22 protein-coding genes are annotated in these 25,703 nt (G+C 38.5%); 17 read left to right on the top strand and 5 right to left on the bottom strand.

The window, feature by feature from the left end:
- Positions 1 to 213 precede the first annotated feature (213 nt).
- The 4 genes from P6N53_RS01225 to P6N53_RS01240 all read left to right on the top strand — a co-directional run bounded on the left by P6N53_RS01225 (position 214) and on the right by P6N53_RS01240 (position 6,311).
- On the top strand, positions 214 to 1,989 hold the full coding sequence (locus tag P6N53_RS01225; protein WP_304540508.1) for a CotH kinase family protein: 1,776 nt from the start codon (positions 214 to 216) through the stop codon (positions 1,987 to 1,989).
- 323 nt (positions 1,990 to 2,312) lie between these two features.
- Positions 2,313 to 2,861, top strand: a complete 549-nt coding sequence (locus tag P6N53_RS01230) for a helix-turn-helix domain-containing protein (RefSeq protein WP_304540510.1) — start codon at positions 2,313 to 2,315, stop codon at positions 2,859 to 2,861.
- Between the two features lie 108 nt (positions 2,862 to 2,969).
- Positions 2,970 to 5,339, top strand: a complete 2,370-nt coding sequence (locus P6N53_RS01235) for a glycyl radical protein (protein WP_304540512.1) — start codon at positions 2,970 to 2,972, stop codon at positions 5,337 to 5,339.
- A 93-nt stretch (positions 5,340 to 5,432) separates the two neighbouring features.
- Complete coding sequence (locus P6N53_RS01240; RefSeq protein WP_304540513.1) at positions 5,433 to 6,311, top strand: glycyl-radical enzyme activating protein; 879 nt, start codon at positions 5,433 to 5,435, stop codon at positions 6,309 to 6,311.
- A gap of 39 nt (positions 6,312 to 6,350) precedes the next feature.
- Here P6N53_RS01240 and P6N53_RS01245 read toward each other — a convergent pair whose 3' ends face one another.
- From P6N53_RS01245 to P6N53_RS01255, 3 genes are all read right to left on the bottom strand, one after another.
- Positions 6,351 to 7,967: an HYR domain-containing protein gene (locus P6N53_RS01245; protein ID WP_304540515.1), complete on the bottom strand. Its 1,617-nt coding sequence runs from the start codon at positions 7,965 to 7,967 to the stop codon at positions 6,351 to 6,353.
- A 491-nt stretch (positions 7,968 to 8,458) separates the two neighbouring features.
- Positions 8,459 to 9,226, bottom strand: coding sequence for a class I SAM-dependent methyltransferase (locus P6N53_RS01250; protein WP_304540516.1), 768 nt, complete (start codon positions 9,224 to 9,226; stop codon positions 8,459 to 8,461).
- A 17-nt stretch (positions 9,227 to 9,243) separates the two neighbouring features.
- Positions 9,244 to 10,008 (bottom strand): TetR family transcriptional regulator, encoded by a 765-nt coding sequence (locus tag P6N53_RS01255; RefSeq protein ID WP_308447253.1) that lies wholly within the window; start codon positions 10,006 to 10,008, stop codon positions 9,244 to 9,246.
- Positions 10,009 to 10,333: 325 nt separating this feature from the next.
- On the opposite strand from P6N53_RS01255, the gene P6N53_RS01260 reads away from it, so the two are divergent.
- Positions 10,334 to 11,173 carry a CvfB family protein gene (locus P6N53_RS01260; RefSeq protein WP_304540518.1) on the top strand — a complete coding sequence of 280 codons (840 nt, stop codon included), beginning with the start codon at positions 10,334 to 10,336 and terminating at the stop codon, positions 11,171 to 11,173.
- A 47-nt stretch (positions 11,174 to 11,220) separates the two neighbouring features.
- Here the strand turns inward: P6N53_RS01260 and P6N53_RS01265 are convergent, their stop codons facing one another.
- Together P6N53_RS01265 and P6N53_RS01270 are read right to left on the bottom strand one after the other, a co-directional pair.
- Positions 11,221 to 11,577: an MmcQ/YjbR family DNA-binding protein gene (locus tag P6N53_RS01265; protein ID WP_304540520.1), complete on the bottom strand. Its 357-nt coding sequence runs from the start codon at positions 11,575 to 11,577 to the stop codon at positions 11,221 to 11,223.
- 229 nt (positions 11,578 to 11,806) lie between these two features.
- Positions 11,807 to 13,735, bottom strand: a complete 1,929-nt coding sequence (locus tag P6N53_RS01270) for an oxidoreductase (protein ID WP_304540522.1) — start codon at positions 13,733 to 13,735, stop codon at positions 11,807 to 11,809.
- Between the two features lie 279 nt (positions 13,736 to 14,014).
- Here P6N53_RS01270 and P6N53_RS01275 point away from each other — a divergent pair, with 279 nt between their 5' ends.
- The 12 genes from P6N53_RS01275 (at position 14,015) to P6N53_RS01340 (ending at position 25,525) form a co-directional block, all read left to right on the top strand.
- Complete coding sequence (locus P6N53_RS01275; protein ID WP_304540524.1) at positions 14,015 to 14,998, top strand: alpha/beta fold hydrolase; 984 nt, start codon at positions 14,015 to 14,017, stop codon at positions 14,996 to 14,998.
- A 148-nt stretch (positions 14,999 to 15,146) separates the two neighbouring features.
- The gene (locus P6N53_RS01280) at positions 15,147 to 15,293 is read left to right on the top strand and encodes a hypothetical protein (protein ID WP_304540526.1); all 147 of its coding nucleotides are present in this window, start codon (positions 15,147 to 15,149) and stop codon (positions 15,291 to 15,293) included.
- 322 nt (positions 15,294 to 15,615) lie between these two features.
- A complete protein-coding gene (locus P6N53_RS01290; RefSeq protein WP_304540528.1) occupies positions 15,616 to 16,179 on the top strand; it encodes a hypothetical protein in 564 nt (187 codons plus the stop codon).
- 43 nt (positions 16,180 to 16,222) lie between these two features.
- A complete protein-coding gene (locus tag P6N53_RS01295) occupies positions 16,223 to 16,972 on the top strand; it encodes an N-acetyltransferase (RefSeq protein WP_304540530.1) in 750 nt (249 codons plus the stop codon).
- A 407-nt stretch (positions 16,973 to 17,379) separates the two neighbouring features.
- Positions 17,380 to 18,054, top strand: coding sequence for a response regulator transcription factor (locus P6N53_RS01305; RefSeq protein ID WP_304540532.1), 675 nt, complete (start codon positions 17,380 to 17,382; stop codon positions 18,052 to 18,054).
- The gene (locus P6N53_RS01310) at positions 18,051 to 19,787 is read left to right on the top strand and encodes a sensor histidine kinase (protein WP_304540533.1); all 1,737 of its coding nucleotides are present in this window, start codon (positions 18,051 to 18,053) and stop codon (positions 19,785 to 19,787) included. The genes P6N53_RS01305 and P6N53_RS01310 overlap by 4 nt, the downstream gene beginning before the upstream one ends.
- 225 nt (positions 19,788 to 20,012) lie before the next feature.
- Positions 20,013 to 20,618, top strand: coding sequence for a GDSL-type esterase/lipase family protein (locus P6N53_RS01315; RefSeq protein WP_304540534.1), 606 nt, complete (start codon positions 20,013 to 20,015; stop codon positions 20,616 to 20,618).
- Between the two features lie 12 nt (positions 20,619 to 20,630).
- Positions 20,631 to 22,037 (top strand): MBOAT family O-acyltransferase, encoded by a 1,407-nt coding sequence (locus P6N53_RS01320; RefSeq protein WP_304540535.1) that lies wholly within the window; start codon positions 20,631 to 20,633, stop codon positions 22,035 to 22,037.
- Positions 22,038 to 22,051: 14 nt separating this feature from the next.
- Entirely contained in the window at positions 22,052 to 22,387 is a 336-nt protein-coding gene (locus tag P6N53_RS01325; protein ID WP_304540536.1) for a DHHW family protein, read from the top strand.
- Between the two features lie 170 nt (positions 22,388 to 22,557).
- On the top strand, positions 22,558 to 23,739 hold the full coding sequence (locus P6N53_RS01330; protein WP_304540538.1) for a hypothetical protein: 1,182 nt from the start codon (positions 22,558 to 22,560) through the stop codon (positions 23,737 to 23,739).
- A 146-nt stretch (positions 23,740 to 23,885) separates the two neighbouring features.
- Positions 23,886 to 24,359, top strand: coding sequence for an MGMT family protein (locus P6N53_RS01335; RefSeq protein ID WP_304540540.1), 474 nt, complete (start codon positions 23,886 to 23,888; stop codon positions 24,357 to 24,359).
- Between the two features lie 257 nt (positions 24,360 to 24,616).
- Positions 24,617 to 25,525, top strand: a complete 909-nt coding sequence (locus P6N53_RS01340; protein WP_304540542.1) for a stalk domain-containing protein — start codon at positions 24,617 to 24,619, stop codon at positions 25,523 to 25,525.
- Positions 25,526 to 25,703: the final 178 nt, after the last annotated feature.

Below are 25,703 nucleotides of genomic sequence, written 5' to 3' on the forward strand. Positions count from 1 at the left end.
TTATGTTCCCTCAGACTAATGGTTTGAGGGAATTTTGCTTTAGGATATTGTACAAATACCAGAATTATGGATATTGCATGTTTGTTTAGCTCTGCTAAAATTTGCAAGGTCGCCTACTTATATTTTCCAGCCTCCTGTTTAAGATTAATTTAAGCTTTAAGTTATATCATCATTATATGCTTAAAATTAACATACAAAGAAGGGAAGATAATTATGAATATTAAGAAGACTGAATCAGTAAGACAAAGAAAACATTTTACAGTACTAATAACCCTTTGTCTATCCATTATTTTAGGGGTGCTTTCTGGCTGCAGCAGTACTAAATCAAGTATAGAAAGTACAGGTGATACTTCTGAATATGCTGAAAAAATATTTGGAGCTGATATTATCTCCATTGAAATTATTGCTGATGATACCGAGTGGCAAGCCATGCTAGATAATGCTATAGAAGAAGAGTATATTAAAGTGGATGTTGTTGTTAACGGTATAAAGTTTAAAGATGTTGGTATTCGTCCCAAGGGAAATTCAAGTTTGACACAGGTTGCTTCTACAGACAGTGATCGTTACAGCTTCCGTTTAAAATTTGACAAATATGTAGAAGATCAAACTTGCTTTGGCCTGGAGAGCTTTGTAGTCAACAATATGCTGGGAGACAATTCGTATATGAAGGAGTATATTTCTTATGACCTTATGAAAACAATTGGTGTTGAAAGCCCATACTTTGGATTCTCCAATATTACTGTAAATGGCAAATCATGGGGGTTATATCTTGCGGTTGAATTGTATAATGATAGCTATGAAGAAAGAGTTTTTGATGACACCTCTGGTATGCTCTACAACGTAAAAATGAATATGAGTAATGCTGGTGAATCAGGCATTTATAATAAGTATGACGGTCAAAATAAACAAGATGCCAATACGAAAAGTAGCGACTCTAATATGAATAATGAGATGTTTTTCAAAGACAAGGGCGGAAACATGGGCGCAAGCAATAGCGGTGGTTCTTTACAATATATTGATGATAAATCATCCAGTTATAGTTCTATTTTTGATAACGCCGTTGGTAAGAGTGAGGAAGCTGATTATCAGCGTGTAATAATGGCGCTAAAAGCTTTATCAACAGGAACAGATCTCGAAAAACATTTTGATGTAGATGCTATATTAAAATACCTTGCGGCTCATACTATCGTAGTAAATCTGGATAGTTATTCATCATCTATGGCGCAAAACTATTATATCTACGAGAAAGATGGAAAAATTACTATTCTGCCTTGGGACTATAACTTAGCTTGGGGTGGCTTTCAAAGCAGTGATGCTGCCTCAGTTATTAACTTCCCAATTGATACACCTGTTAGTGGTGTAGAAATGGCAGACCGTCCACTTTTGGAGAAGCTATTTGCTAACAGCAAATATTTAGAAAAATATCATCAGTATATGCAGGAGCTTATCGACAGCTACTTCGCTGATGGTAAATTCGAAGCCAAGGTTCAGGAATTAAACACACTAATTTCTAATTATGTAAAAGAAGATTCAACGGCTTTCTGCACATATGAAGAATACCAAAAAGCAGTAAAATCATTGACAACCCTTGGAAATCTTCGTGCCAAAAGTGTACAAGGACAGCTTGAAGGTACTGTTCCTAGTACAACTGCTGAACAAAAAGTCAACTCTGATAAACTGATCAGTGCTGGAGACTTAAATATAAGAGATTTAGGATCAATGATGGGCGGCAAAGGGGGACCACCTCAAGGTGGTTTAAATGGCGGCAATCAATTTCCCAGGGGCAACTCATTGGACATGGATATAATGCAAAAAGCAATGAGAATTATTCAAGACGCAAGTGGTACAATAAGCGATGAAGTCAAGACAAAATTAAGAGAACTTGGTTTAAATGACGAGGAAATTTCCATGTTTGAGCACATGAAGAACATGGAAAATACGAACAATAGGCCTATACCTGGGCGAGGCAATACAAGTAAAAACAATTAATAATCTTCAGTCTGTAAAAAATCCATGCGGGTGTATGCCGTATTTTATGATTGTATTCTGGGGCAATTGTCTATTTAGTCAACTGCCCCCTTTAGAGCAGCATTATACCATAGAGTGTAAGAACTCATTTAAAATTTTTGGCGTGAAAAAAGATATCCGTAGTGGTTATTGAGCTGAGAAAAATACTTGCTATGCTTACCATCTGGCGAAATCAAAGAAGCTTGACAGTCAGCTATGAGGATGATATATTTGTTTAAAATATGTTATAACGCACAAAATGCTAATATAGCAACGAGCAAAAGTATTTAGAAAGGCTGATATGTGTGACTGATCCAAGTTCAAATATAGGTTCTATTTTAAAAAGAGTAAGGTTTGAACGAAGCTTGTCATTAGAGGAAGCTTCCAACTTGACAGGAGTAAGTAAAGCAATGTTAGGACAGATTGAAAGAAGAGAATCAAACCCCACAATTTCAGTACTATGGAAGATTTCTACAGGCTTACGTATTTCATTTTCTGAGTTGTTGGGCAGTGATAGCAATAATTATGAAGCAATATCAATAAATCAAATAGAGCCTGTATGTGAATCAGACGGTAAAATGATATTATATGATGTATTTCCCTTTAACCCGATATCGGGATTTGAATATTTTTTCATTAAATTGCTTCCCGGTGCTAAACACACCTCCACACCTCATTATAATTCGACGGAAGAATATGTTGTGGTAACAAAAGGAACCCTTGTCATGACTGTGGAAGACCAGACCTTCGAGCTTCTTGCTCCAGCCGCTCTAAAATTTAAAGCAAATAAGGAACACACCTATTGTAACCCATATGATACCGAAGTTGTTTTTCAAAGCATAGTCAAATATTAAGGATAGAACCAGAAGATTATTAATAATTTCTGGTTTTATTTTAAGAGTAATGAGCGTTAAAACAAACAAAATATGTTAAAACATATCGAAAAGTAAAGGGGGAAAATCGTGAGTACTGAGAGGATTGAAGGGGCAAGACAAAATTATATCAATTCAAAGCCTGCTATTTCCTATGAGAGGGCAAGGATATGGACGGAATCACACAAGAAGACTGAAGGAGAAGCGGTTCCTATAAGAAGGGCCAAAGCATTTAGAGATACCTGCCAACGGATTGATGTAAATATATTCAACGGAGAGCTTATTGTAGGAGTCATTGGCGAATTCAGAAAATGCGGTATTCTAACCCCTGAATTTTCCTGGACCTGGGTAGACAGGGAGATGGACAATTTCGATAAAAGAGTCCAGGATCCATATGTTATGACCGATGAGCAGAGAGACTATGCCAGAAAACATATTTTCCCATATTGGAAAGGAAAATCCTTGGAGGAAGCATTTCTGGCGCAGTTGCCTGTGGAAACTGCAAAGGTTGTTGTTGATACGGGCTTTGTTGACAATGATTCAAAATGGAGACAGGCTGTTGGTGAAATAACTCCGGATTACCAGGATGTTTTATTCAAAAAGGGCTTTGGCGGAATCATCAGAGAAGCTAAGGAGCATCTTTCAAAGCTATCGAGAACTTCAGCAGAGGATCTGAAGAAAAAGGATTTCTACAATTCAATAATTATAACTTCAGAAGGCATTATCACATTGGCAAGAAGATATTCGGAAAAGGCCAAGGAATTAGCGGCAGTTGAAAAGGAACCTGCCAGAAAAGCTGAGCTATTGAAAATATCCGATATATGCAGCAGGGTACCGGAGAATAGCCCAGATAATTTCTATGAAGCTATCCAGTTCCTGTGGTTTACACAAATCGGGGGAATTATCTCGGAAAATCCGTTGGCATTGAATATAGGTAGATTTGATCAGTTTATGTATCCATATTACAAAGCTGATATAGAAAAAGGAATTATGACAAAGCAACAGATTCAGGAGCTGATAGAAGCATTATGGCTAAAACTATCAGAATGGGTCTGGACGATATCTGCAAATACAGCCGAATTCTTTGCAGGGTATAATCAGTTTCAGAATCTTACTGTTGGAGGAAAAACTAGAGAAGGAAAAGACGCTACCAATGACCTATCCTATATGTGTTTGAAAGCAACTGAAGCAGTAAAGACTCACCAGCCTGGGCTAAGTGTCAGGATACATCAAGATTGTCCCAGTCAATTCTTAGATGCTGTAACCCATTTGGTTAGCAAAGGCACAGGCTTTCCTGCCATACACAGTGACAGTGCAGGGTACCAGATGCTTATAAATGCAGGCTATGAGCCGGAAGATGCAAGGGATTGGAACAACTGTGGCTGTGTAGTCCCACATTTTCGCAAAACTTACGAATGGACTTCAGCAGTTAATATTAACTTTACCGCAGCCTTGGAATTTGCATTGAACCGGGGTAAGAGCAGGATTTCGGGAGATAAGATAGGCCTAGATGAAAAGGCTCCGACTGATTTTAAGACTTATGAAGAAGTTGAAGCTGCATTCTACAGACAATTTGACTATTTGATTGAACAGTCTGTAATGGCTACCTTGTTGGCACAAAAACTTCATAAGGAAATGGTGCCGAGGCCATTCCTGTCTTCATGTATAGAAGAATGCATAACAAGCGGTAAGGACTTGGTTGATGCAGGTGCAAAATACAATGTGGGACCGGTTCTTACAGGTATAGGCCTGGCAGTAACATCAAATTCTCTGGCAGTCATCAAGAAGCTTGTATTTGAAGACAAGATGGTAGATATGGAAACCCTCATAAAGGTACTAGAAGCTAACTGGGAAGGACATGAGGAATATAGACAATTGGCACTTGCTGTACCGAAGTATGGAAATGACATTGACTATGTAGATGATATTGCATGTAAAATAGCAAATCACTACTATAAGGAAGGGCACAAATATAAAGATATAAACGGCAACAATTTCAACACTGCCTTTATGGGCATATCAAACTATCTACCAACTGGTAAGGTCCTAGGAGCAACCCCTTGCGGCAGAAAAGCAAAAGAACCGTTATCCGAAGGGGTATCACCCTTTGCCGGTTCAGATGCTTCCACACCACTTGCAGCGATGCGTTCGGCAGCTAAGCTAAATCAGGATGTACATTCGGGAGGAACATTACTGAACCTGAGATTAAATGAAGACCTGGTAAGTACAAAAAGGGGACAAAGCAATTTGGGAGCAATGATACAGACCTTCTTCTCCCTAGGTGCATTTCATGTACAGTTTAATACCATATCTACTGAGACCCTGCGCAAAGCTCAGAAAAATCCCGAGAATTACAAAGACCTGTTGGTCAGGGTCGCAGGCTACAGCACACAATTTGTCAATCTGTCTAGGTCAATGCAGGATGCGATAATAGCGAGAACAGCCCATGAAAATTATTAAGCTCAGTTTGAGGCACCGCTAAGAAAACAGCAACTTTAATCCATTCGACCGGAGTGAAGGGAATATTATATGGATACTGGCAGAGGATATTTAATGGAGATACAGAATTTTTCTGTTAATGATGGAGATGGAATAAGAACCGTCCTTTTTTTTGCTGGCTGTCCCCTCAGGTGCCAATGGTGCTCTAATCCAGAAAGTTTATACAAAAATAGGATTTCCTTTTTCGAAAAGACCTGCATAAGATGCGGAAGGTGTGTTCGGGTATGCCAATATCAAGCCTCCTTGAAGCCATATAATCCTCCTGATTGGGAAAAATGCAGGTCTTGCGAGCTTTGTGTAGAGGCATGTCCCACCGGCAGTAGGAAAAAATTAGTACATATTTATACCAGTGAAGAAATACTTAAGCAGATAGAAAAACAAAAAATATTTTATAAATATTCAGGTGGCGGGGTGACCTTTTCCGGCGGAGAGGCAATGCTGCAGCAAGGCCTGCTTAGGGAACTTGCACACAGGCTTTATGACCAAGCCGTGGATTTAGCCATAGAAACCTCAGGGTATTTTGATTTTGATGAGGTTAAGGATATATTGGAGAAAATGGATTTGATATTTGTTGACATAAAGCATATGGACGGGGATAAGCATAATCTTTATACCGGAGTCAGAAATGAGAAGATTTTAAAAAACATAGCCAGATTTAATGAGTTGAATGTACCTGTGGTAGTCAGGATACCGGTTATAGACGGAGTAAATTCAGACATTGAAAACATTAGGGCTACAGCCCAATTTGTTAAAGCTAGCCTTGCTACTCCAAAAATAGAGCTGTTGCCATACCATACCCTGGGTTACGGTAAATATGAGGCCCTTGGTTTGTCAAAGCCCTCAAGGAGCTTTAAAACTCCATTACGGAAGAATTTGCTGGAATTAAGCAGAATAGTTGAGCATGAAGGGGTAGAAATAGTCAGTTATAAATAAGCTATAAAGCATAGATGTTTACCCTATGATAAGCTTTTACTAAATGCGCTGGGCCAAAACCTTAATAACATTATTCCTTCTTGTAAGTAGCCGGAGAAATGTTTGTCTAACAACCGTTACTTTAAAATAACATGATGCAGTATTACCCGCCTGGTCGACGGCTGTGGATGTGACATAAGTGGTACCTAGGGGAAAGAACGATCCAGATGGTGGATTGCTAACAACAGTAACACCGGGGCAATTGTCAGTTGCCATAACGGTGAAGTTTACCCTGGCACCGTTTAGACCAGAAGTATCAAACACTGTAATGTCACCGGAGCAGGTTATTGCTGGTGGTTCATTATCCACAACATTGACAGAAAAGGAGCAGGAGGCAGTATTTCCGCATTCATCTTTAGCTGTACAATTAACTTGGGTGGTACCTACAGGAAAGAAAGAACCGGAAACCGGCTTGCAGGTAATGCTTACGTCAGAACAGCTGTCGATTGCGGTAACAGTGAAGTCGACTTTTGCTCTACATTGACCGGGGTTATTTGGTATGGTGATATTGTCAGGATGAATTATTGTTGGTGGTTGGGTAAATTCATAGGCTCCTACATCACAAGCACTATTTTGTGGGCGAGAAACACCACGTTGATCCATGGTAACTACATCTCCAGCTAGGTCTGTGCAATTCGTAGCCTTGTCAATGGCTATACTTCCGCTCAGTAATGCATGTGTCTCCGTAATCCCTGGTGGATTCAATTCAAGTGACCCAAGTTTGAGTTGCTCAGGACTAACTTGTGTGAAATCTGGACAAGTACCATCAGTATCAAAATTTATTCCAACTGCTGAAAATGTACCGAAGTCAGAGTAATTAGGCCCGACATTATTGGCAACAATCGAATTCTTGATAGTTATATTACCACTCCTATTATAGATACCTGCACCTTCCATAGCCTGATTTTCTGCAATTGTACTAAAACTAATGTTAAGACTTCCTAGCTCAAAAATAGCCCCACCGAGGTTAGCCGTATTGTTAGACAGCGTACTATTTATAAAGGTGAGTGTACCGACATTATAAATAGCTCCGCCAATGTTAGCATAATTGTTAGAGATCGTACTTTTTGTAATATTGATGGTACCGTAATAGTTATTCCAAATACACCCACCATTTAAATCAGTGTTATTATTAGAGAGCGTACTGTTAGCGATGGTGACTGTACCATTATTATAAATTGCGCCACCTTCTAAATAACTTCTATTGTTAGACAGAGTACTATTTATAACGGTCAGTGTACCGACATTATAAATCGCCCCACCAAAGTTAGCCGTATTGTTAGATAGCGTACTATTTATAACGATGAGTGTACCGACATTATAAATAGCCCCGTAGAAACCCGAACCACTTATGATGGATATACTCTGGATAGTTACTTCTATACCGTTTGAGATATTAAAAACACGAAATTGCTCATTACCGCTAATTGCCAGTTTATTTGCACCAGTACCGTTAATGGTTAGGTTCTTATTAATAAGAATTTCTCCAGTGGTTATTGTAATATTAGAAATGGCTTGATCAAAAATAATGGAATCACCTGGCCCAGCATCAAAAATTACTTGCCTAAGTGAGCCTGCACCACTATCATTGTCATTGGTGACTGTGAATGTATTCATTTTATTCTCCCTTCTCAATTTTTTTTATCCAATATCTTATGTGTACGGATTTTAAAGGTGAATGACCCAGAAATTAACATATTATTATTTAGAATGCCAAATAATAATGTGTTAATCAAAGCGTCCCCCGGGCAAGTTATTCTACCAACCCTTGTCTCAACTTAGAAGAAAATAGATTCTTTTATTTAATTTGTATCATCGACGTCTACCAACCATGAGCGATGAAAAAAACAGGGAGGATATAATTGAGCAGGCCAAGAAAGACCAGTCTGCCGGTAAATTTCAATAACACAGGGGGTGGGAAACTTCCTAAAAGATGTCGAAATAAAAAATGGCCGCACTGGGCGACCATGTCATTTATAAGCTTTTTTCAAAATTATGTAGGAAGTAGTGCGGCGGGTGTGTTGCTGTATTTGATTTTTAGTATTCCGGGCCAACGTGGCCCGAAGTCGTATGGCGAATAGGGTGAAGCGAAGTAAACCACAATTATTTTATATCTTTTTCCCAATGTAAAATACATATCCATAATACTGTTTATATTTAGAATACAAGTCTGCCTCACGCCTCAAAAATGAAATCATATCCTCAACAGTTTTATTTCCTGCATGTTTTTTCAAGAATTCCTCTTGCCTTGTTTTTTGGGGAATAAAATAATTGTCTATCCAACAACTTTCAGGTAGCGTAAATGCGGCAACAGGAATATAACCTGTTTTTTGCATGATGGAAATATTATGACCTATTGTTCCTATTTCAGGAACTGCGTCCACCCACCACTTCTCAATTTCAGCGGGGCGTTCTTCGGTAAACCACGACTCATAGGTTACGGCAACATAACCATCTTTTTTGAGGAACCCTTTCCAGTGCTTCAAGCCTTTTTCAAACCCTATATTGGCAATAGCCCCCTCAGACCATATAAGGTCAAATTCTTCATTCTGAAACAGCAAATTATCCATTGATCCGACTATACCTTTTACCCTGTTCTGTAAACCGAGTTTTTCGGCTGTTAGGTTGAGTTTGTCGATCGAACCTGCATAAAGGTCGAGGGCGGTGATGCTTGCTTCTGTATTTTGTGCCAGCACTATTGTTTGAATGCCTGTGCCGCAGCCTAAATCGGCAATTTTAGTTTTGCTTGAAAGGTTGCCGATAAAACTTAATGCCCTAATAGTTTCTTTGGGACTGCCCGGCCCCTGCCGTTCAAGCTCTGTGAAAAATTCATTGATGAGGTCAAATTCAAATTCGTTGATTTTTATTTCTTCCATTGTTAATACTCCTTAGCCTATGATTTTTTTCCTGCCTTTAACTTTTGATAAAACTGCCAACGCTCTGATGATAAATCACCCCTTTCAATGGCAGCGATTACAGCGCACCCCGGCTCGGTCCCATGACTGCAATTTTGAAAGTGGCAATGAGCGGATAGTTCTTCTGTACATGGGACGGAGTTCTTTTCTATAAACCGCTCAATGTGTGCCGATAATAGCTTAGCGGCCTCTTGCTTGTCAGGCGTTGTATCTGAAATACTTACTAACAAATAAAATGGCGCATAAAACTCAAGTGCAAGCTGTTTTGGGTTGCTTTTGTTCCAAATACCTTGTTCAGTCATTTCACGGAACATATCTTCCATATAGCTGACAGGCCCGCTTACAAGGCATTTTTGATACAGTTCCATTATTTCCGGGTTTCTGTATTGCTCCAAAGTCAACATTTTTCTAAAATTACTGGCAAATTCGTCCTCCGTCCAAAAATGAAACTGTGCTTCGATGAAAATCTTAATATTATTTACAGCAGTATTGCGATAGGACGACGGTGATTTGTCAAATGTTTCCTCCGGCACTTCATACTTTTTTGCTCTTTCAACATCTATCTGATAGATACGTTCCACAATGCTGTCGAATATATCCTGTTTATTCTTATAGTGCTTGTATAAAGCCCCTTTTGTCATGCCAAGCTCACCCGCAATATCGCTGACCGAAGCGGCCTCATATCCCTTCCTCGCAAACAAACGAAGTGCAGTATGCAAAATGTTTTCTTTTGTGTCGGCCATCTGAAAATCCTCCCCATATAGTAAACCACCGTTCACTATTATTAAATTATTATAGTCAACGATCGTTTACTTGTCAAGGGGACGGACAGGGGGGGACAGGTTCCTTGTCCCGAGGTGCAAGTAGAATTCTGAATATTGTTCGCTTGCAACACCCCTTGAACAACGAAATTTATATGGCGGAATCTAAGCAATGCTGGCTTATCCGGGAAGCACCAGTAATATGTGTGACGGAAAGCAAATGGAAAAATGCTGCTTATTTGACAAGACCGGAACAGAGGACTTAAAATTACTGGGTGAGACTTAATTAATAAAAAGAAGGTATAAGATGATAGAGATAGGGAAGATACAGACACTCCAGGTGATGAGAAGGACCCCGGAAGGCGCGTATTTAAATTTCAAAGATGGTAAAGACGGATCGGCAATTTTGTTGCCAAGAAATCAGGAACCACGGGAATTTAATATTGGCGATGAAATTGAGGTGTTTGTTTATACAGATTCCGAAGGTGACACCGTGGCTACCGTTAGAAAGCCAAAGCTGACAATTGGTGAATTGGGTCTGTTAAGGGTAGTAGAAACTACAAAATTTGGTGCTTTTTTAGATTGGGGCCTGCCCAAGGATTTGTTATTACCTTTAAAGGAACAAGTGGGTAAGATTTCAACAGGAGACTTATGTTTGGTAGGATTATATATTAATAATAACAATAAAATATGTGCAACAATGCATATATATAATTTGCTAAGCAGTGAATCCCCGTATAAAAAGAATGATAGAGTCAGCGGGACTGTTTATAGCATGAATGGTGATTTTGGATTATTTGTAGCTGTAGATAATAAATACCATGGATTGGTCCATAAAAATGAATTGTTCGGCAATTATAAGGAAGGCGACCAAATAGAGGTTAGAGTTAAAAAAGTAAGGGATGATGGCAAGCTTGAATTAAGTATGAGAGAAGCGGCTTACAATGAAATAGAAAATGATGCTCAAATGATAATGGAACGCTTAAAATTAGGCGGTGGTATTCTTTCGATCAATGACAATAGCTCTCCTGAACATATAAAGAATGAGCTTAATATTAGCAAACGTGCCTTTAAAAGGGCCGTTGGGAGACTACTAAAAGAAGGGGCAGTTAAGATTACTGAGGAAGGTATTGAGTTGACGTGGTAGTTGATAGTGGGTGAATTTAAAATGAAAAGGGAAAAGTGCCGATACTATTATTTCGAAGTGATTAATTGCTTTTCAGACTTGGTCAGACTCTTAAAAACTAAATCATAAGAATGGTCAATCATCCAAATTATTTTCTCTTCAGGGATAGAATCGCCTACTTCAACGGTATTCCAATGTCTCTTATTTAAATGATAGCCTGGTGTTACTGCAGGGTATTGTTGCCTTAATACATCTACTAAGAAGGGATCACATTTCAGAGAGATATTAAGCTTATCACCCCGTTCAGAAATCAAAGCAAACATTTTTGAACCAACCTTAATTACTAAAACGTCAAAGCCAAAGGGGTAGTCTTCAAATGAGCCTTTTTTAGATAAGCAGTATTGAACTAATTTGTTTTTATCCACAAGAGATACCTCCCAGGAAAATAATGCATATAAATTATAGCATGAACTTTGAAAAAAGAAACTATTTTCCCTAATTGAATAGTTACAGAGGCTTGGGGGACGGTTCCAGTGACAAGGATTAGAACCGTCCCTTTGTTATGCACAAAGAGTATATTGTGACGAAACCCCCTTCATTATGACACACTCCTGACACGTCAAGGTGGGATTTATTGATCTATGTGGGTGCTGCTTACAACCCCAGTGCCAGTCTTGCTCCTTCCTCAATTGCTACTACAGCACTGCGTGGTTTTACTGCATCACCAATTACGTGTAAGGACTTAACCTTACCTTCCAAATCCTTTTCTAAGGGGTTATAAGATTTAGCACCAAGTGCCAATAAAACCATATCAAAGCCTGATAATTTAATTTGGCCAGACTGATTGGTACATATTGCTCCATCCATTTTAAAACTCTCTACCTTTGTATTGGTTAATATTTCAACGTGGTTTTCGGCCAGTGATTTTGAAATAAAATACTTTATACTTGGATGAATATCTTTACCTACAGAATCTTGCATTTCTACAATGGCTGCTCTACGGTTTTGACTGAGCACATGTTCACATGTCTCAAGGCCGACTAAACCTCCACCCACAATAAGTATATTTTGTCCTAACATTACTTTACCGGACAATACATCTACTGCTTGTACGATTGGAATTCCCTCGTTTGGTATTTGGGCTTCTATTGGAACTGCACCTGTTGCTAAAATAACAATGTCGGGGTTTAATGTCGTTATTTGATCAGCATTAGCCTCAATACCAAGCCTAATATCTACCCCATATTTTTTACACATTTCAATGTAATATCGAATACCTCGAGCAAGTTCATGCTTTCCGGGAGGCACTGCTGCTGGTATGAACTGGCCTCCAAGCTTATTATTCTTTTCTAACAAGGTGACTTTATGGCCTCTTGCCGCTGCAACCCATGCCGCCTCAAGCCCACCTGGACCGCCGCCGACCACAACTACTGATTTGGGATGTCCTGTTTGTGTGATTTTCATTGTACTTTCATGACCTGTAAAGGGGTTTATCATACAGGATACACCCCGATCGCCGGGGATAATACCCGGTGTGCCCTGACATCTTGTCATACAGGCTACACAAGGGGAAATCTCGTGTATTCTATTCTCTGCAACTTTATTGGGAAATTCTGGGTCAGCAAGGGACCCACGACCTAATGAAACAAAGTCAGCGATTCCTCTGGCCACAACTTCTTCGGCCATAGTGGGATCATTAATGCGGCCAACTGCGATGACAGGTACATTAACAGCATTTTTAACTGCTGCAGCGGCATTAAGAAGATAGCCGTTCTGAACATTATAGGGGGCCACCATCCAGGGCATACTCGCATAAACTCCTGTGGATACATGAATTGCATCGGCGCCTGCTTCGGCAAGTGCCCTTGATATTATAACAGTCTCATCAATTTTTCTGCCGCCTTCTACCCGTTCGTCTCCGCTAATCCTAAATATAAGAGGAAAATCCTTTCCACATTTGTACTTAATGTTTTTAATTAATTCAATGGCAAAGCGCATTCTTCCGGCTAAATCCCCACCAAACTCATCAACACGTCGATTAGTGTAACTGGATAAAAATTGTGCCACTAGGTAGCCATGGGCACCATGTATTTCCACGCCATCATAGCCAGCCTTTTTAGCCCTTAGTGCTGCATCACCGAATTTCTCTATTAATTGATATGTGTCTTCGATTGATAGTTCTTTTGGTAGATCACGGTTAACTGGACAGGGGATTGGTGATGGGGCAACTGGTTGCACGCCGGTAATGGAGCTAGTTGTCTGGCGCCCGGAATGCTGGATTTGAACTACTATCTTTCCGCCTTCTTTGTGAATCACTTCTGCTAATTTTGTTAAACCTGGAATAAATTCGTCAGAATCAATCATCAACTGCCCTGGTAATGCTTTACCCGGTAGATCTATACATGCAAATTCAGTAATGATTAATCCAAAACCACCACGTGATCGGGCGGCATAGTAGTCTATCAACTCTTGGCCGACTTTTCCATCGGACTCACCATGGCTTGAACCCATGGCAGGCATGATGAATCTATTTCTTAGCTCTAAACTTCCGATTTTTCCCTTGCTTAAAACATTTGCAAACAATTTACAGCACCTCTCAATTCAAAAAATAGGTTATGGTATAGCATTTATCATTAGTGATATAAATATTACCACCGGACAAATAGCTCGAGGCAATATTTTCTGCGTATACTTAGATTGTAATTATATAGTATTAAGGAAAACCTAATTAATAATTAAGATAAATTAAGAATCTATAATGCTAATAATTACTAAACTATTCAAAGGAAAAAAGATATGAGAAGACTACTGATAGTAATAGGCACCCTTATGTGTGTACTGCTAGTTGTTGCTAGTGGTTATGTGTACAATAATCTGAATTATTACAAGACTCCCCTGCGGGAAACGATTAAAGCAGGCTTTGAAGAAAAACGGGCAACTCTGGAGGATGGAACAACACTGAATTATGCTGAAGGCCCTGATAACGGCCCTGCCCTTTTGTTGATTCACGGACAGGGGGTGACATGGGAAAACTATTCAGTAGTACTACCGGAGCTCTCAGAATATTATCATATTTTTGCCGTTGATTGCCACGGACATGGAAAATCCAGCAAAAATCCAGAAAAATATAGTGCAGAAGAAATGGGAAAAGACTTTGTATGGTTTTTAAAAAAAGTGGTAGGAGAGCCGGTGGTTGTTTCAGGACATTCTTCCGGAGGGTTGTTAGCTGCGTGGCTTGCAGCGAATTCACCTGAAAATATTCTCGGTATTGTATTAGAAGATCCACCATTTTTTTCTTCAGAGACTTCTAGGGCTGAGAAAACCTTTGCATGGGTTGATTCATTCGAACCTATTCATAGATTTTTGAGACAGAGTGAGGAGAAGGACTATACCCTTTACTATTTAAAAAATAGTTATTGGGTAAACTACTTTGGCAATGGTAAAGAAGGTATTATCAATTATGCTGCCTCCTATCGGGAGAAACATCCAAATGAGAAGTTGGAGTTTTTTTTCCTTCCTCCTTCCATCAATAAGATATTTCATTATATGGAGTCTTATGATCCTAGATTCGGTGATACTTTTTATGATTGCTCATGGATGGAAAACTTTGACCACGCAGAAACCTTGTCAAGGATAAACTGTCCCTCTGTTTTAATACATGCAAGCTGGAGTTATGATGACAATGGTATTCTTTTAGCTGCAATGGATGGTGCTGATGCAGAAAGGGCCCATTCACTTATCAAAAATAATATACTGATAAATATTGAGTCCGGGCATGGAGTTCATGATGAAAGGCCGAATGAATTTATTCAAATAATGATAGATTTTTTGAATGAGATTGAGTGATGAGAAATTGGTTAAACTTTAGTGTCAAAAGCAGATGGACATCTTTATTGATTCTCACTTCCGGTTTGATAAAAATTTCGAAAAGGATTTATCAAGAACCTGTTTTTATTAAGAGTTTTTATTAAGAATGGTTCAGGGGTGTGCCGAAATGTTAAGTTTCAGCACATCCCTATATTTATTTTTAGGACTAGAAGCTAAAGATGGTAGTACAGTCAAAGTCTCTATATTGCTTGAGCTAACCGATCTCTGTAATAGTGGGAACGTTTCACCAGAGGCGGATAGCCATCATTGGTAGTTAAATTATCTTCCGATTTTATTGCTAAATTTGATTTTAAAGCACTCTAGATAAGGCTTGGGCACCTGTTCTCGGCGATAATTACATTTACATATATTGCTTATGGGTTTCGGGAAGTTTTAAAGGGAAAGGTTATTATGCTGATGTTAATAGACTAGCGACAGGATACCATAATAATGATATTATGAGAGAAACATTTAGAATTGGAACACTAAGATATCGTATTGAGGGCAGAACCCAAATCAGTTAATATACCATATTTTATTGAAATATCTACAATACAAGGAACTTACTAAAACCAATTGTAAAAGGGAGTATTTGCATGTTAAAGGTTAATATAAGAAAGAACATTGTAATTATAATAACAGTATACATGCTGATATGTGTTATGACAAATATGTATTATGAGAAAATATTAGTAAATAAAATAGGCAGTGATGAAATAATCTTTAGTGTATTTGGAAATGCGAATTTTCCTAAAGATGAAAGATATATTGTATACCTTGATGAATCTTTTGTAAATTTTTGTACCGTTAAAGGTAAAGCCATAGCACCTTTTAATATGGCGCATATACCATATGTAGAAAGAAAATATATAGTTGACCCTAATAATATGACTTTTGTTGAAGGTTTTTTTCGTAACTATGGTTATTATAACGATGATGAAAACATCCAAAATGGAGTAGTTTTTGAGGGGAGTGAATTATATACGAGGTCAGGAATGATACATTCCTCAAGTATTTACTTAGGGATTACAGATAGAAGGATAGAAGATTACCCTATGGAAATATATCCGATTGATAGTGTAACAGAAGGTAAGTACATTTTTATGATAAGATCTAATGAAAAAATTACCTTTGATGATTTTACCACTATTTTCTTTTAGAGAGTTGTAATAAGTCGTAAATTTAAACAGAGGAGATAAAGGCTTGGGAGCTAAATATGTAAACCTGACAGTAGACAATCTGGAGTGTGAGCATTTGTGTTGCGCCATCGCCGATAAAAAACATCAATACGGGGTTGACGTTAAAAAAGCTTGGCTGAAAGAAAGAATCAGCGAAGGACATGTATTCCGAAAATTGAATGAGAAAGGCAAGGTTTTCATAGAGTACGCGCCTCTAGATAAGGCTTGGGCACCTGTTCTCGGCGATAATTACATTTACATATATTGCTTATGGGTTTCGGGAAGTTTTAAAGGGAAAGGTTATGGAAAAGAGTTGATCGAATACTGTATCGCCGACGCGAAAGCACAGGGCAAGTCAGGTGTTTGTATTATTAGTTCAAAAAAGAAAAAGCCGTTTCTGTCCGATAAGAGGTTTATGGAGTTGTTCGGTTTTGACACTGTTGATAAGATTGGCGAGGAATACATTTTAATGGCTATGTCGTTTGATGGAACAACGCCGCGATTTGCAGAAGATGTAAAAAAGCAAACAATCAAAGGAGACGGCTTGACTATTTACTATAGTGTGCAGTGTCCTTATATTCCGAATTGTATCGAACAAATTGAAGGCTATTGCAAAGCCAATAATATACCACTCACCTTAATAGCAGTTGATACATTGGAAAAGGCAAAATCGATCCCGTGCGTTTTCAATAATTGGGCTGTATTTTACGGTGATAAATTCGAAACGGTACATTTATTGAATATTGGATACTTAAAGAAAATGCTTGAGCGGTAGGAATACCTAGCGGATTCGATTTTCACTTACCCCACACCCTTAGGCTCCGTTCCTAGAATTAGTGCTAAAGCTTAAATGGTGGAATTGGGATGCAGAGAAGATATTTAATAATCTTGAAAAGTAAACATCAGAATTTGGTTTTAGATCATTGACAGAATAATATCTTTAAATCTAACCTACATTCAATAACCCCCTTGAATTCAAGAGGGATTTTTTTTTCAAGTGATTACTTGGCTTTGTATGCCGTTAATAAATATTTCTCTTCCATTGAGTATCTATATATATGTGTAAATACAAAAGATTTTACTTGTAAAGGCATACTTGAAATGTAAATAGCAAACCTTGAAACTACTATTTATGATTATTAACTCTAATTAAGTTTATAAGGACAAAGATGGAGGTATGAGATGAATAAAATATTGGTTGTTGAAGATGAAGATATTTTACGTGAAGTGATAATTGACTATCTAATCGAGGATGGATATCAGGTATTAGAGGCTGCAGATGGTGAAAAAGCTTTAGAACTGTTTCAATTAAATTCTGTTGATTTGGCTATATTAGACATTGTTCTGCCAAAGGTTGACGGTTGGTCAGTATGCCGCAGAATACGGAAAAAATCCAGTATCCCTATAATCATTTTAACTGCTCGTTCAGATGAGGACGATTCTCTTCTGGGATATGAGCTGGGAGCGGATGATTACCTGATCAAACCATATAGTCCTCGCGTTTTAATGGCAAAAGTGAAACGGTTTCTTGAAAAATACTCAGGTAATGTGGACGGAATGCTGGTATCAGTTGGCGATATCGTTTTAAATATGGGATCAAGACTTGTTTCTGTAAATGGTAATACGATTAATCTGACTCATACAGAATTTGAAATTCTCGCTTACTTAATGCAAAATAAAGGAAATGTAATTACCAGAGAGCGATTAATCTCTAAGATATGGGGGTATGATTTTTATGGTGATGAAAAGACAGTGAACAGCCATATCAGAAATCTGCGTGCTAAGTTGGGTAGTAAAGGTAGCTGCATTGTTACGGTTATCCGTTCTGGATATAAATTCGAAGAGGAGCAGCTATGAAAAAAAGCATTGTATTTAAATGGTTTGTGCTGACAGTTTTGATATTCTCAACGATGTTTTTATTCATTGGAATCACGCAAAATTACTTTTTTGAGAAATATTACATTAATAAGAAATCGGATGCTCTCAAAGTGTATATGAACGAATACTCAGAGATGGCAGAGAAAAAGGGAGTGGAAGCAGCAGCGGGAGAACTATATAAAAATAACCATATTTGGATTACAAAATTAGATGAATATGGACGAATCTGCGATGTAGAAAATTACTATATCGAAGTGAAATTGAAAAATGAATCCCAGGATAATTTGCGAATTCCAATGTATTCCTTTGAAGGACAATTTTCTTCCGATGTAAGCTCTTCATTAAAAGTCGGCGATGAGGTAATTATTGATACAGTAAATATTGCAGATGAAAGGATACCCTATCTGATTCAGACTAATGCGACGGGGGTCGTAAATTTAAACATTGCAAACAAGCTGCACGGTCCTCATGCCGATAATGCTTATAGTCACCTTGTAACCGGCTTATCCAGGGGAACTATAACGAAAACTGTATTTACGGAACGGGCGGAGGGTATTTCGTTTCCTTACCGGGAACGATTTTTTTTAGAACAGGTAAAAGAATTTCAAGCCGGTCTGCTAGCTGATAATGCTAAACCTCTTCAACGTACAGAAGAACTTAGTGCAACAGAAAATTTTGCGGAATATAGGATAATCATTGAGCCGGTTATTGAAAACGGGGTAGCGGGATATATTTTTGCCATGACTTCTCTTCAGCCGGTAGATGAAGCAATATCGGTCATACGGCAATTCTATCCTTACTTTTTTGGATTTGCCTTTATATGTGTTATATTTTTGGCATTTATTTTTTCTAAGTGGCTGGCGAAACCGCTGATATCCATCAACCGGCTCACCGGAAAAATAGCTAACATGGATTTTACGGAAAAGTTACCGGTGCGTTCCGCCGATGAAATTGGTCAGCTATCCCAAAATATCAATTACCTGTCGAACCAGATGGAAGCGTATATTGGTCAACTGAAGCAGGATCTTGATAAGGAGAGGCAACTGGAAAATACAAGGAAGGAATTTATTGCAGGGGTATCTCATGAGCTGAAAACGCCTCTTGCCGTTATGAAAAGTTGTCTATCTATTTTAAAAGACGGAATCGCAGCTGAAAAAAGGGAACATTATTTTCAGGCGATGGAAGACGAAATACAACGGATGGACTTGCTGGTTGTTAATATGCTGGATCTGGCTAAATTTGAATCTGGTACTTATAAACCTGAAATGGCTCCTTTTAAAATAGATAAAGTGATTACCGAAGTATGCAGGTCGCTGGCTGAGCAAATGCAAGAGAAAAATCTCTCTGTTATATTAAGACTTTGTTCTCAAATGGTAGTGGGGCATAAGGGTCTAATCAGTCGCGTTATTATTAATTTCCTCAGTAATGCAATCCGGCATACGGAGGATGGACATGCAATCGTAATTGCTGTAAGGTGCAATGAACAGACGGCGGAAATCAGCGTAGAAAATCAGGGGAACCCGATATCAGAGGAAGACAGAAAAAAGATATGGGACCAATTCTACCGTGTCGAGGCACGGACATCCAAAGCAGGTACGGGTATTGGACTTTCCATATCCAGGGAAATACTGGAGCTTCATCATGCAATTTATGGTGTAGAAAATACGAAAGATGGCGTCCGCTTTTTCTTTTCGCTGCCTGTACAACCATAAAGCATTAGTTATATTTTCAGAGAAAGATATATGCCTTGTTTGAGATACTCTTATTCAAATAATTTAATATTTTACCGGTGAAACAGCTATGAAGGATACTTCATGGCTTTTTATTTTGCAAAAAATTAGAACCAAAATAATATCCGAACTTTTATCTCATCTGCACCTGTTCTGCATTTTGCTGCTGTAATATCTGTGTATCAAATAAAGAAAAGAGGTATTTTTATGAAAAAATTAATATTCAGTTTCCTGATAGGTATCCTTCTGTTAGGTATGACTGCCTGCGGGAATACAACAGCTGCAAAAGATGTTACAGCTAATTTTAAGAACAGTGTATTTATGGGAGATTCCATTACCGAAGGTTTTGCCGTTAATGAAATACTGCCGAAAGAATGTGTAATAGCTGGAGCGGGAGCCACAGCCGGTTTTATTTATGCTAACATTGATGCTTTGGTTGAGAAAAAGCCTGATAAAATCTTTATTATGTTGGGATCATGCGACCTTTTGATGCCGGTCGATGACCCCAAAGAGTTATTCAGAAATGATTTAAAGAAACTGATTCACAAGATAATGGAAGGGCTGCCTGACAGTAAAATATATCTCCTGTCTGTTACACCTGTGACACAGAGTGCGTTAAAAGAAGAGCCCCGTTACAAAGGAATAGAGGAATATAACCAGCTTTTGAAGGAATTAGCGGATAAATTGTCAGTCAACTATGTAGACATAGGGACATTGGCACAGGAGAACCCAGATTTATATGCTGAAGATGGCATTCATTTCAAAAAAGAATTTTATTGGCTTTGGCTGGAGAGGCTTTCAAAATTAATGTAGCGGAGAGGACACATGGTTTTCAGCAGTCTGTTTTTTATATTTGCTTTTTTGCCGGCTACATTAATTCTATATTATTCGTTAGGAAAGCAATTGAGGAATATTGTCCTGCTTACTGCAAGCCTGTTTTTCTATGCCTGGGGAGAACCTGTCTATGTGTTATTGATGTGCAGTTCCATAATGATTAATTACTGTATAGGTACTCTCTTAGTTAGAGATGATGCCAGCAGACAAAAAAGGAAGTTTTTTTTAATAATAAGCCTGGTGTTCAATTTAGGCTGTCTCGCTTATTTTAAATACTTTGGTATGATCATAAATACAATAGCACCAATTGGCGGTTGGAATTTGAATGCGGGAACACCGGCGCTTCCCATAGGAATTTCGTTTTACACCTTTCAGATACTTTCCTATGTGATTGATGTATACAGGGGAAAAATAAGGCCGCAGAAAAGCCTGATTCTCTTTGCTCTTTATATTACTATGTTCCCGCAGTTGGTGGCCGGGCCTATTGTGAACTATGGAGACATTGAATCACAGTTAGCTGACAGGAGCATAAATTTCAAAAAATTTTACTCCGGAATGCAGCGATTCCTGTGTGGTCTGGCGAAAAAAGTACTTCTTGCCAATAATATAGGTCTGCTATGGTCCGAAGTAAAAGCCATGCCCGGTACGGAAATTTCAGTGCTCATGGCTTGGGCCGGGATTATTGCCTTTACATTACAGATTTATTTCGATTTTAGCGGGTATTCAGATATGGCCATCGGATTGGGAAAAATGTTTGGGTTCCGTTTCAAGGAAAATTTCCGGTATCCATATACTTCGCAAAGTATCTCGGAATTTTGGCGGAGGTGGCATATCTCCCTCGGATCATGGTTTAAGGAATATGTATATATTCCCCTCGGCGGGAGCCGTGTCGGTAAGTGGAAACTGATACGGAACCTGTTCATGGTATGGTTTCTCACAGGGCTCTGGCATGGTGCAAGCTGGAATTTTGTTTTATGGGGCCTTTATTTTGGAACTTTAATATTAATAGAAAAATTGTTTTTGCAGAAAAGCATGACACGATGGCCAAAGATTGTCCATCATGTATATTTATTGCTGTTTGTTGTTATAGGCTGGGTGTTTTTTGAATTTTCCAACCTGACTGATGGGTTGGGTTTTCTATGGATCATGTTCGGAGTGGGAGGCAACGGGCTTATTGATAATCAAGCAATTGTGAAGCTAAAAGCCTATGCCGTCTTATATATTGTTTGTATCATTGCCGCTTCGCCTTGGCCGAAGATGCTGGCATTATTATTTAAAAGAATTCATTGCAATATTTACAGATTAGCAGTAAACGTGTACTATTCTGTACTAATGTTTTTTTTAACAACATATATGGTTAGTTCAACCTACAACCCATTTATCTATTTTCGATTTTAACATGGAGGATTGATATGCGGATAAATAACAACAAAAACTGCACTATTATACAGAATATAATGTGTATGTTTCCACTTTTGTTTATACTTGCTATGTTTATATTGCACCTGGCCCTACCTGATAAAACCTTTTCGAAAGAGGAACGACGTTACTTAGCACAATGGCCTGATTTCTCTACTGAAAAGGTATTAAATGGCAGTTATGGGGCTAAGGTTGAATCATACTTTTCAGATCAGTTCCCTTTTCGAAACTTTTGGATTCATATTCAGGAAGGCTCCAATCAAATTTTATTTAAAGGTGAGCTATATTACTTTACAAACGAACTAAAGAATGACGTTTCAAGGCTATAGTTGACTTTGCTATGGCCCTGCATTTGAGAAAAGCTATGCAAGCAAAGAACATCAAGGTTATTAGGGATTATCTCTTCGGTCGGATAATGGGGTATCTATACAATTTTTCTCTCCCGGAACAAATCATCTTATGGTAGAATTTACTAAGAAGACAGAGGGACGGGAAAGAAATGCAGGTTATTCTCCGGGATTTGGAAACTAAACCGATACTGAAACATGAACATGTCTTTGCAATAAGGGATAATATTCAGAAGAAATTTTCTGCTAAAAGCCAGAGAGAAAGGGCTATCATTTTTGCCCGGGCCATTCATAAAATCATTGACGGGCACATCCAGGAATTTGAGGAAAAACAAAGGGACCGGATCAGGACAGATGTTCTCCGTAACGCCGTTTTGGAAAACAACTATAATATATACGCGGATGCGGTTTTCCGTGCCTGCCTTGAAGTACGTGATAATGACCGCCAGGACATGGAATCCCTTGCCCGGTGGGTGAGCCGTTTGCAGGGGGTCCCGGTAACCGGGGAGATACTCCGTAGTTTAACGCACGAGTTTTGCCACAGTGCGGTGGAGGACCCCGCGGTTTTGAGTTGTCTTGCTGAAAAGCAGGTGCCTGTTTCGACAGTAATAGTAGAAGGACGGTTGACAACAAACGATTCGGCGGAAGTCCCTATCAATCAGGGAACGAATTTTGAAACTGTGGCGTCAGCTGCCGCCGTCTCATGGTCTACAGCTGAAGTTCGTCATAAGACTACCTCCCGGCTGCTGACTGCTTTCCTCATTATAATGGTTATCTTGCTGTTTCAACTGCCGCAAGACCTTTTTTACACGTCCATTGCTCCAGCAATTTCAGGCAGGTCCGGGGAGAAGCCAGCAGCGAAAGTAGATGAAATGGGTAAATACAGCGAGACCATCCTGCCGGTCGACTTGTTTTACAGGGACATTGACCCGGCGAAACTGGAGAGTTCACTGAGAAAAAGAAATTCTGTCCTTGCCGGAGAACCATACCTTTCGGCGCTGATCCAGGCTGGTGAGGAATTTAACGTGAATCCCCTTTTCCTAATCGCCATCACTGGTCAAGAGCAGTCTTTTGTTCCTAGTACAGACAAGGATGCCCGAGTTATTGCCAATAACCCCTTTAATGTACATCACAGTTGGAAAAAATACAACACGAACATCCGGGACTCAGCAAGGATTGCCGCGGAGACGGTGGCTGTTTTGAGCAAGGACAGGCCAGAGGACGTACACCCAGTTGCCTGGATTAACCGGATGTACGCTGAGGATACACAGTGGTGGATAGGAGTAAGCCGGATTTTTTTAGAGCTGAAAACAGAAGTCGAGGAGCAGAATTAGTTCACACTTCCAGTCTGCTTTATTTGCGGAAAATACTGATTTTCTCTTTAAATGATTGCTTTTATTAAGGAATTGACTAAAAGTGCTTTGTTTTTGAAAATAATAGTTAGTATAGGGTTACTTTTAAAGATAGGAGAATATGTTTTATGGCAAGGAAATCATTTAACGAGAAATTGCATGACAATAAAAATATGCCAAAGATCGTTGAGGTTACTGACCAAAAGGCAATTTTTAGGTATGGTGGGACTAAAATGCTTATTGCTCCTCCACTTGCCTATGATGAAATCATGAAAAAAGTACCACAGGGAAAAGTAACAACATCAGACTATATAAGAAGCTATTTAGCTAAAAAGCATGGTGCGGATTACACCTGCCAGCTTACTGCCGGAATATTTATAAATATTGCAGCCAATGCCTCTGCCGAGAGAAAAGATGATGAAACACCTTATTGGAGAACACTTAAAAAAGACGGCGAACTTAATGAAAAATATCCGGAAGGTATTGATGGACAAAAACTTCATCTTGAGATGGAAGGTCACACAATAATTCAAAAGGGTAAAAGGCATTTTGTGAAGGACTATGAGGATAAATTTTTTTATATGGCTGAAATAAGAGAATAGATAAAAAGATGTTCAATATTTTATACTTCACAAATAAACAGGCCACCCGTTGCATTTATTCCAAATCATCAAACCTATAGCCATTATCCATATCGTGCAGGCAGTACGCTGAAGTAACCAAGTCAAAAGACGCGGATTCAAATTGGGTTAATTCCTGTACTGACATCAAGTTCAGCGGTATCAGATATAAATTGTCCTTAGTCAATCATACGCATATAATAAAAATAAGTGGAAATTAGTGATGCAAAGGGGACCTTATGAAAAACAAATTTATATTACTTATTTTATGCGGCCTGTTAGTAGTGTTTGCTCCAGCTAAAGTTTTCGGAGAAATTAAAAATAATAATTGTTATAACTGTACTATTGATTCAAATCTTACAGACTTTGATAACGGAAAATATTGGATACAAAAAATTACCTATAAAAATGGTGAAACGACTACTATCAATCCAGTAGATAAATTTTCGTTTATTATGAAAAACAATAATTTTATTCCTAATGTGGATATTCAGAATGAATATGGATATTCTCTTGCCCCTGTCAGAATAATTGTTGAAGAATTAGGAGGACAGGTGGAATGGGATGAACAGAAAAATACAGCATCTATAGAATATAAAAACAATAAAATTAAAATGAGTACTGGGGATAAAAATGCTGTCATTAACGATAGAGTAGTAGTTTTACCCATAGCTGTACAAATGATTGATGACAGAATGAATGCGCCTTTGAGGGCACTGGCAGAGATTTTTCGAGCGGACATTAGTTACAATATAGATATTATGCCATTTGGCAATCCTTTGATTTCTATAGATACTAGGACAAAAAAGGTGACAAAGGAAGAGGCTGTGAAGTTAGCTAGTGATGCCATGGAACGAGCATATAAAACATTTTTAAAAAATAATAGATATGTGGATGGTAGTGATACCTCAAATATAGTATTGAATGAAATAAGACAAAAAATAGACGATATAGAATATAAGGATGAACTGGCTGGATACTGGATACTGAAAGGACCCTATGAGATATTAGTAGATAAATCTACAGGAGACCTATTGTTCAAATATGGTACTAACGGAAACGGAGGAAGTGGTTCCTATGCAGAAGGTATCTGTTCGGTAAATGTGAATGATCTTGATGTTTTTGTAGCCGGCTATTTCGCAGGGTAATATGGGTAAATACAGACGATGGAACAGGATTATAATGTAAAAGGCTTTACGGCCCTTGTATCAGCTTGCTACGGTACAAAAGGGCGGATAATTTCCCAAAATCATTGCTGCCATAAAAGCAGACTATTGATAAGAGCGCTATAAGTTTAACTCATAGCGCTTTTTCATTTCCGAAAGG

The sequence above is a fragment of the Desulforamulus aquiferis genome (genome assembly GCF_030577015.1).
Classification (GTDB): Bacteria; Bacillota; Desulfotomaculia; order Desulfotomaculales; family Desulfotomaculaceae; genus Desulfotomaculum; species Desulfotomaculum aquiferis.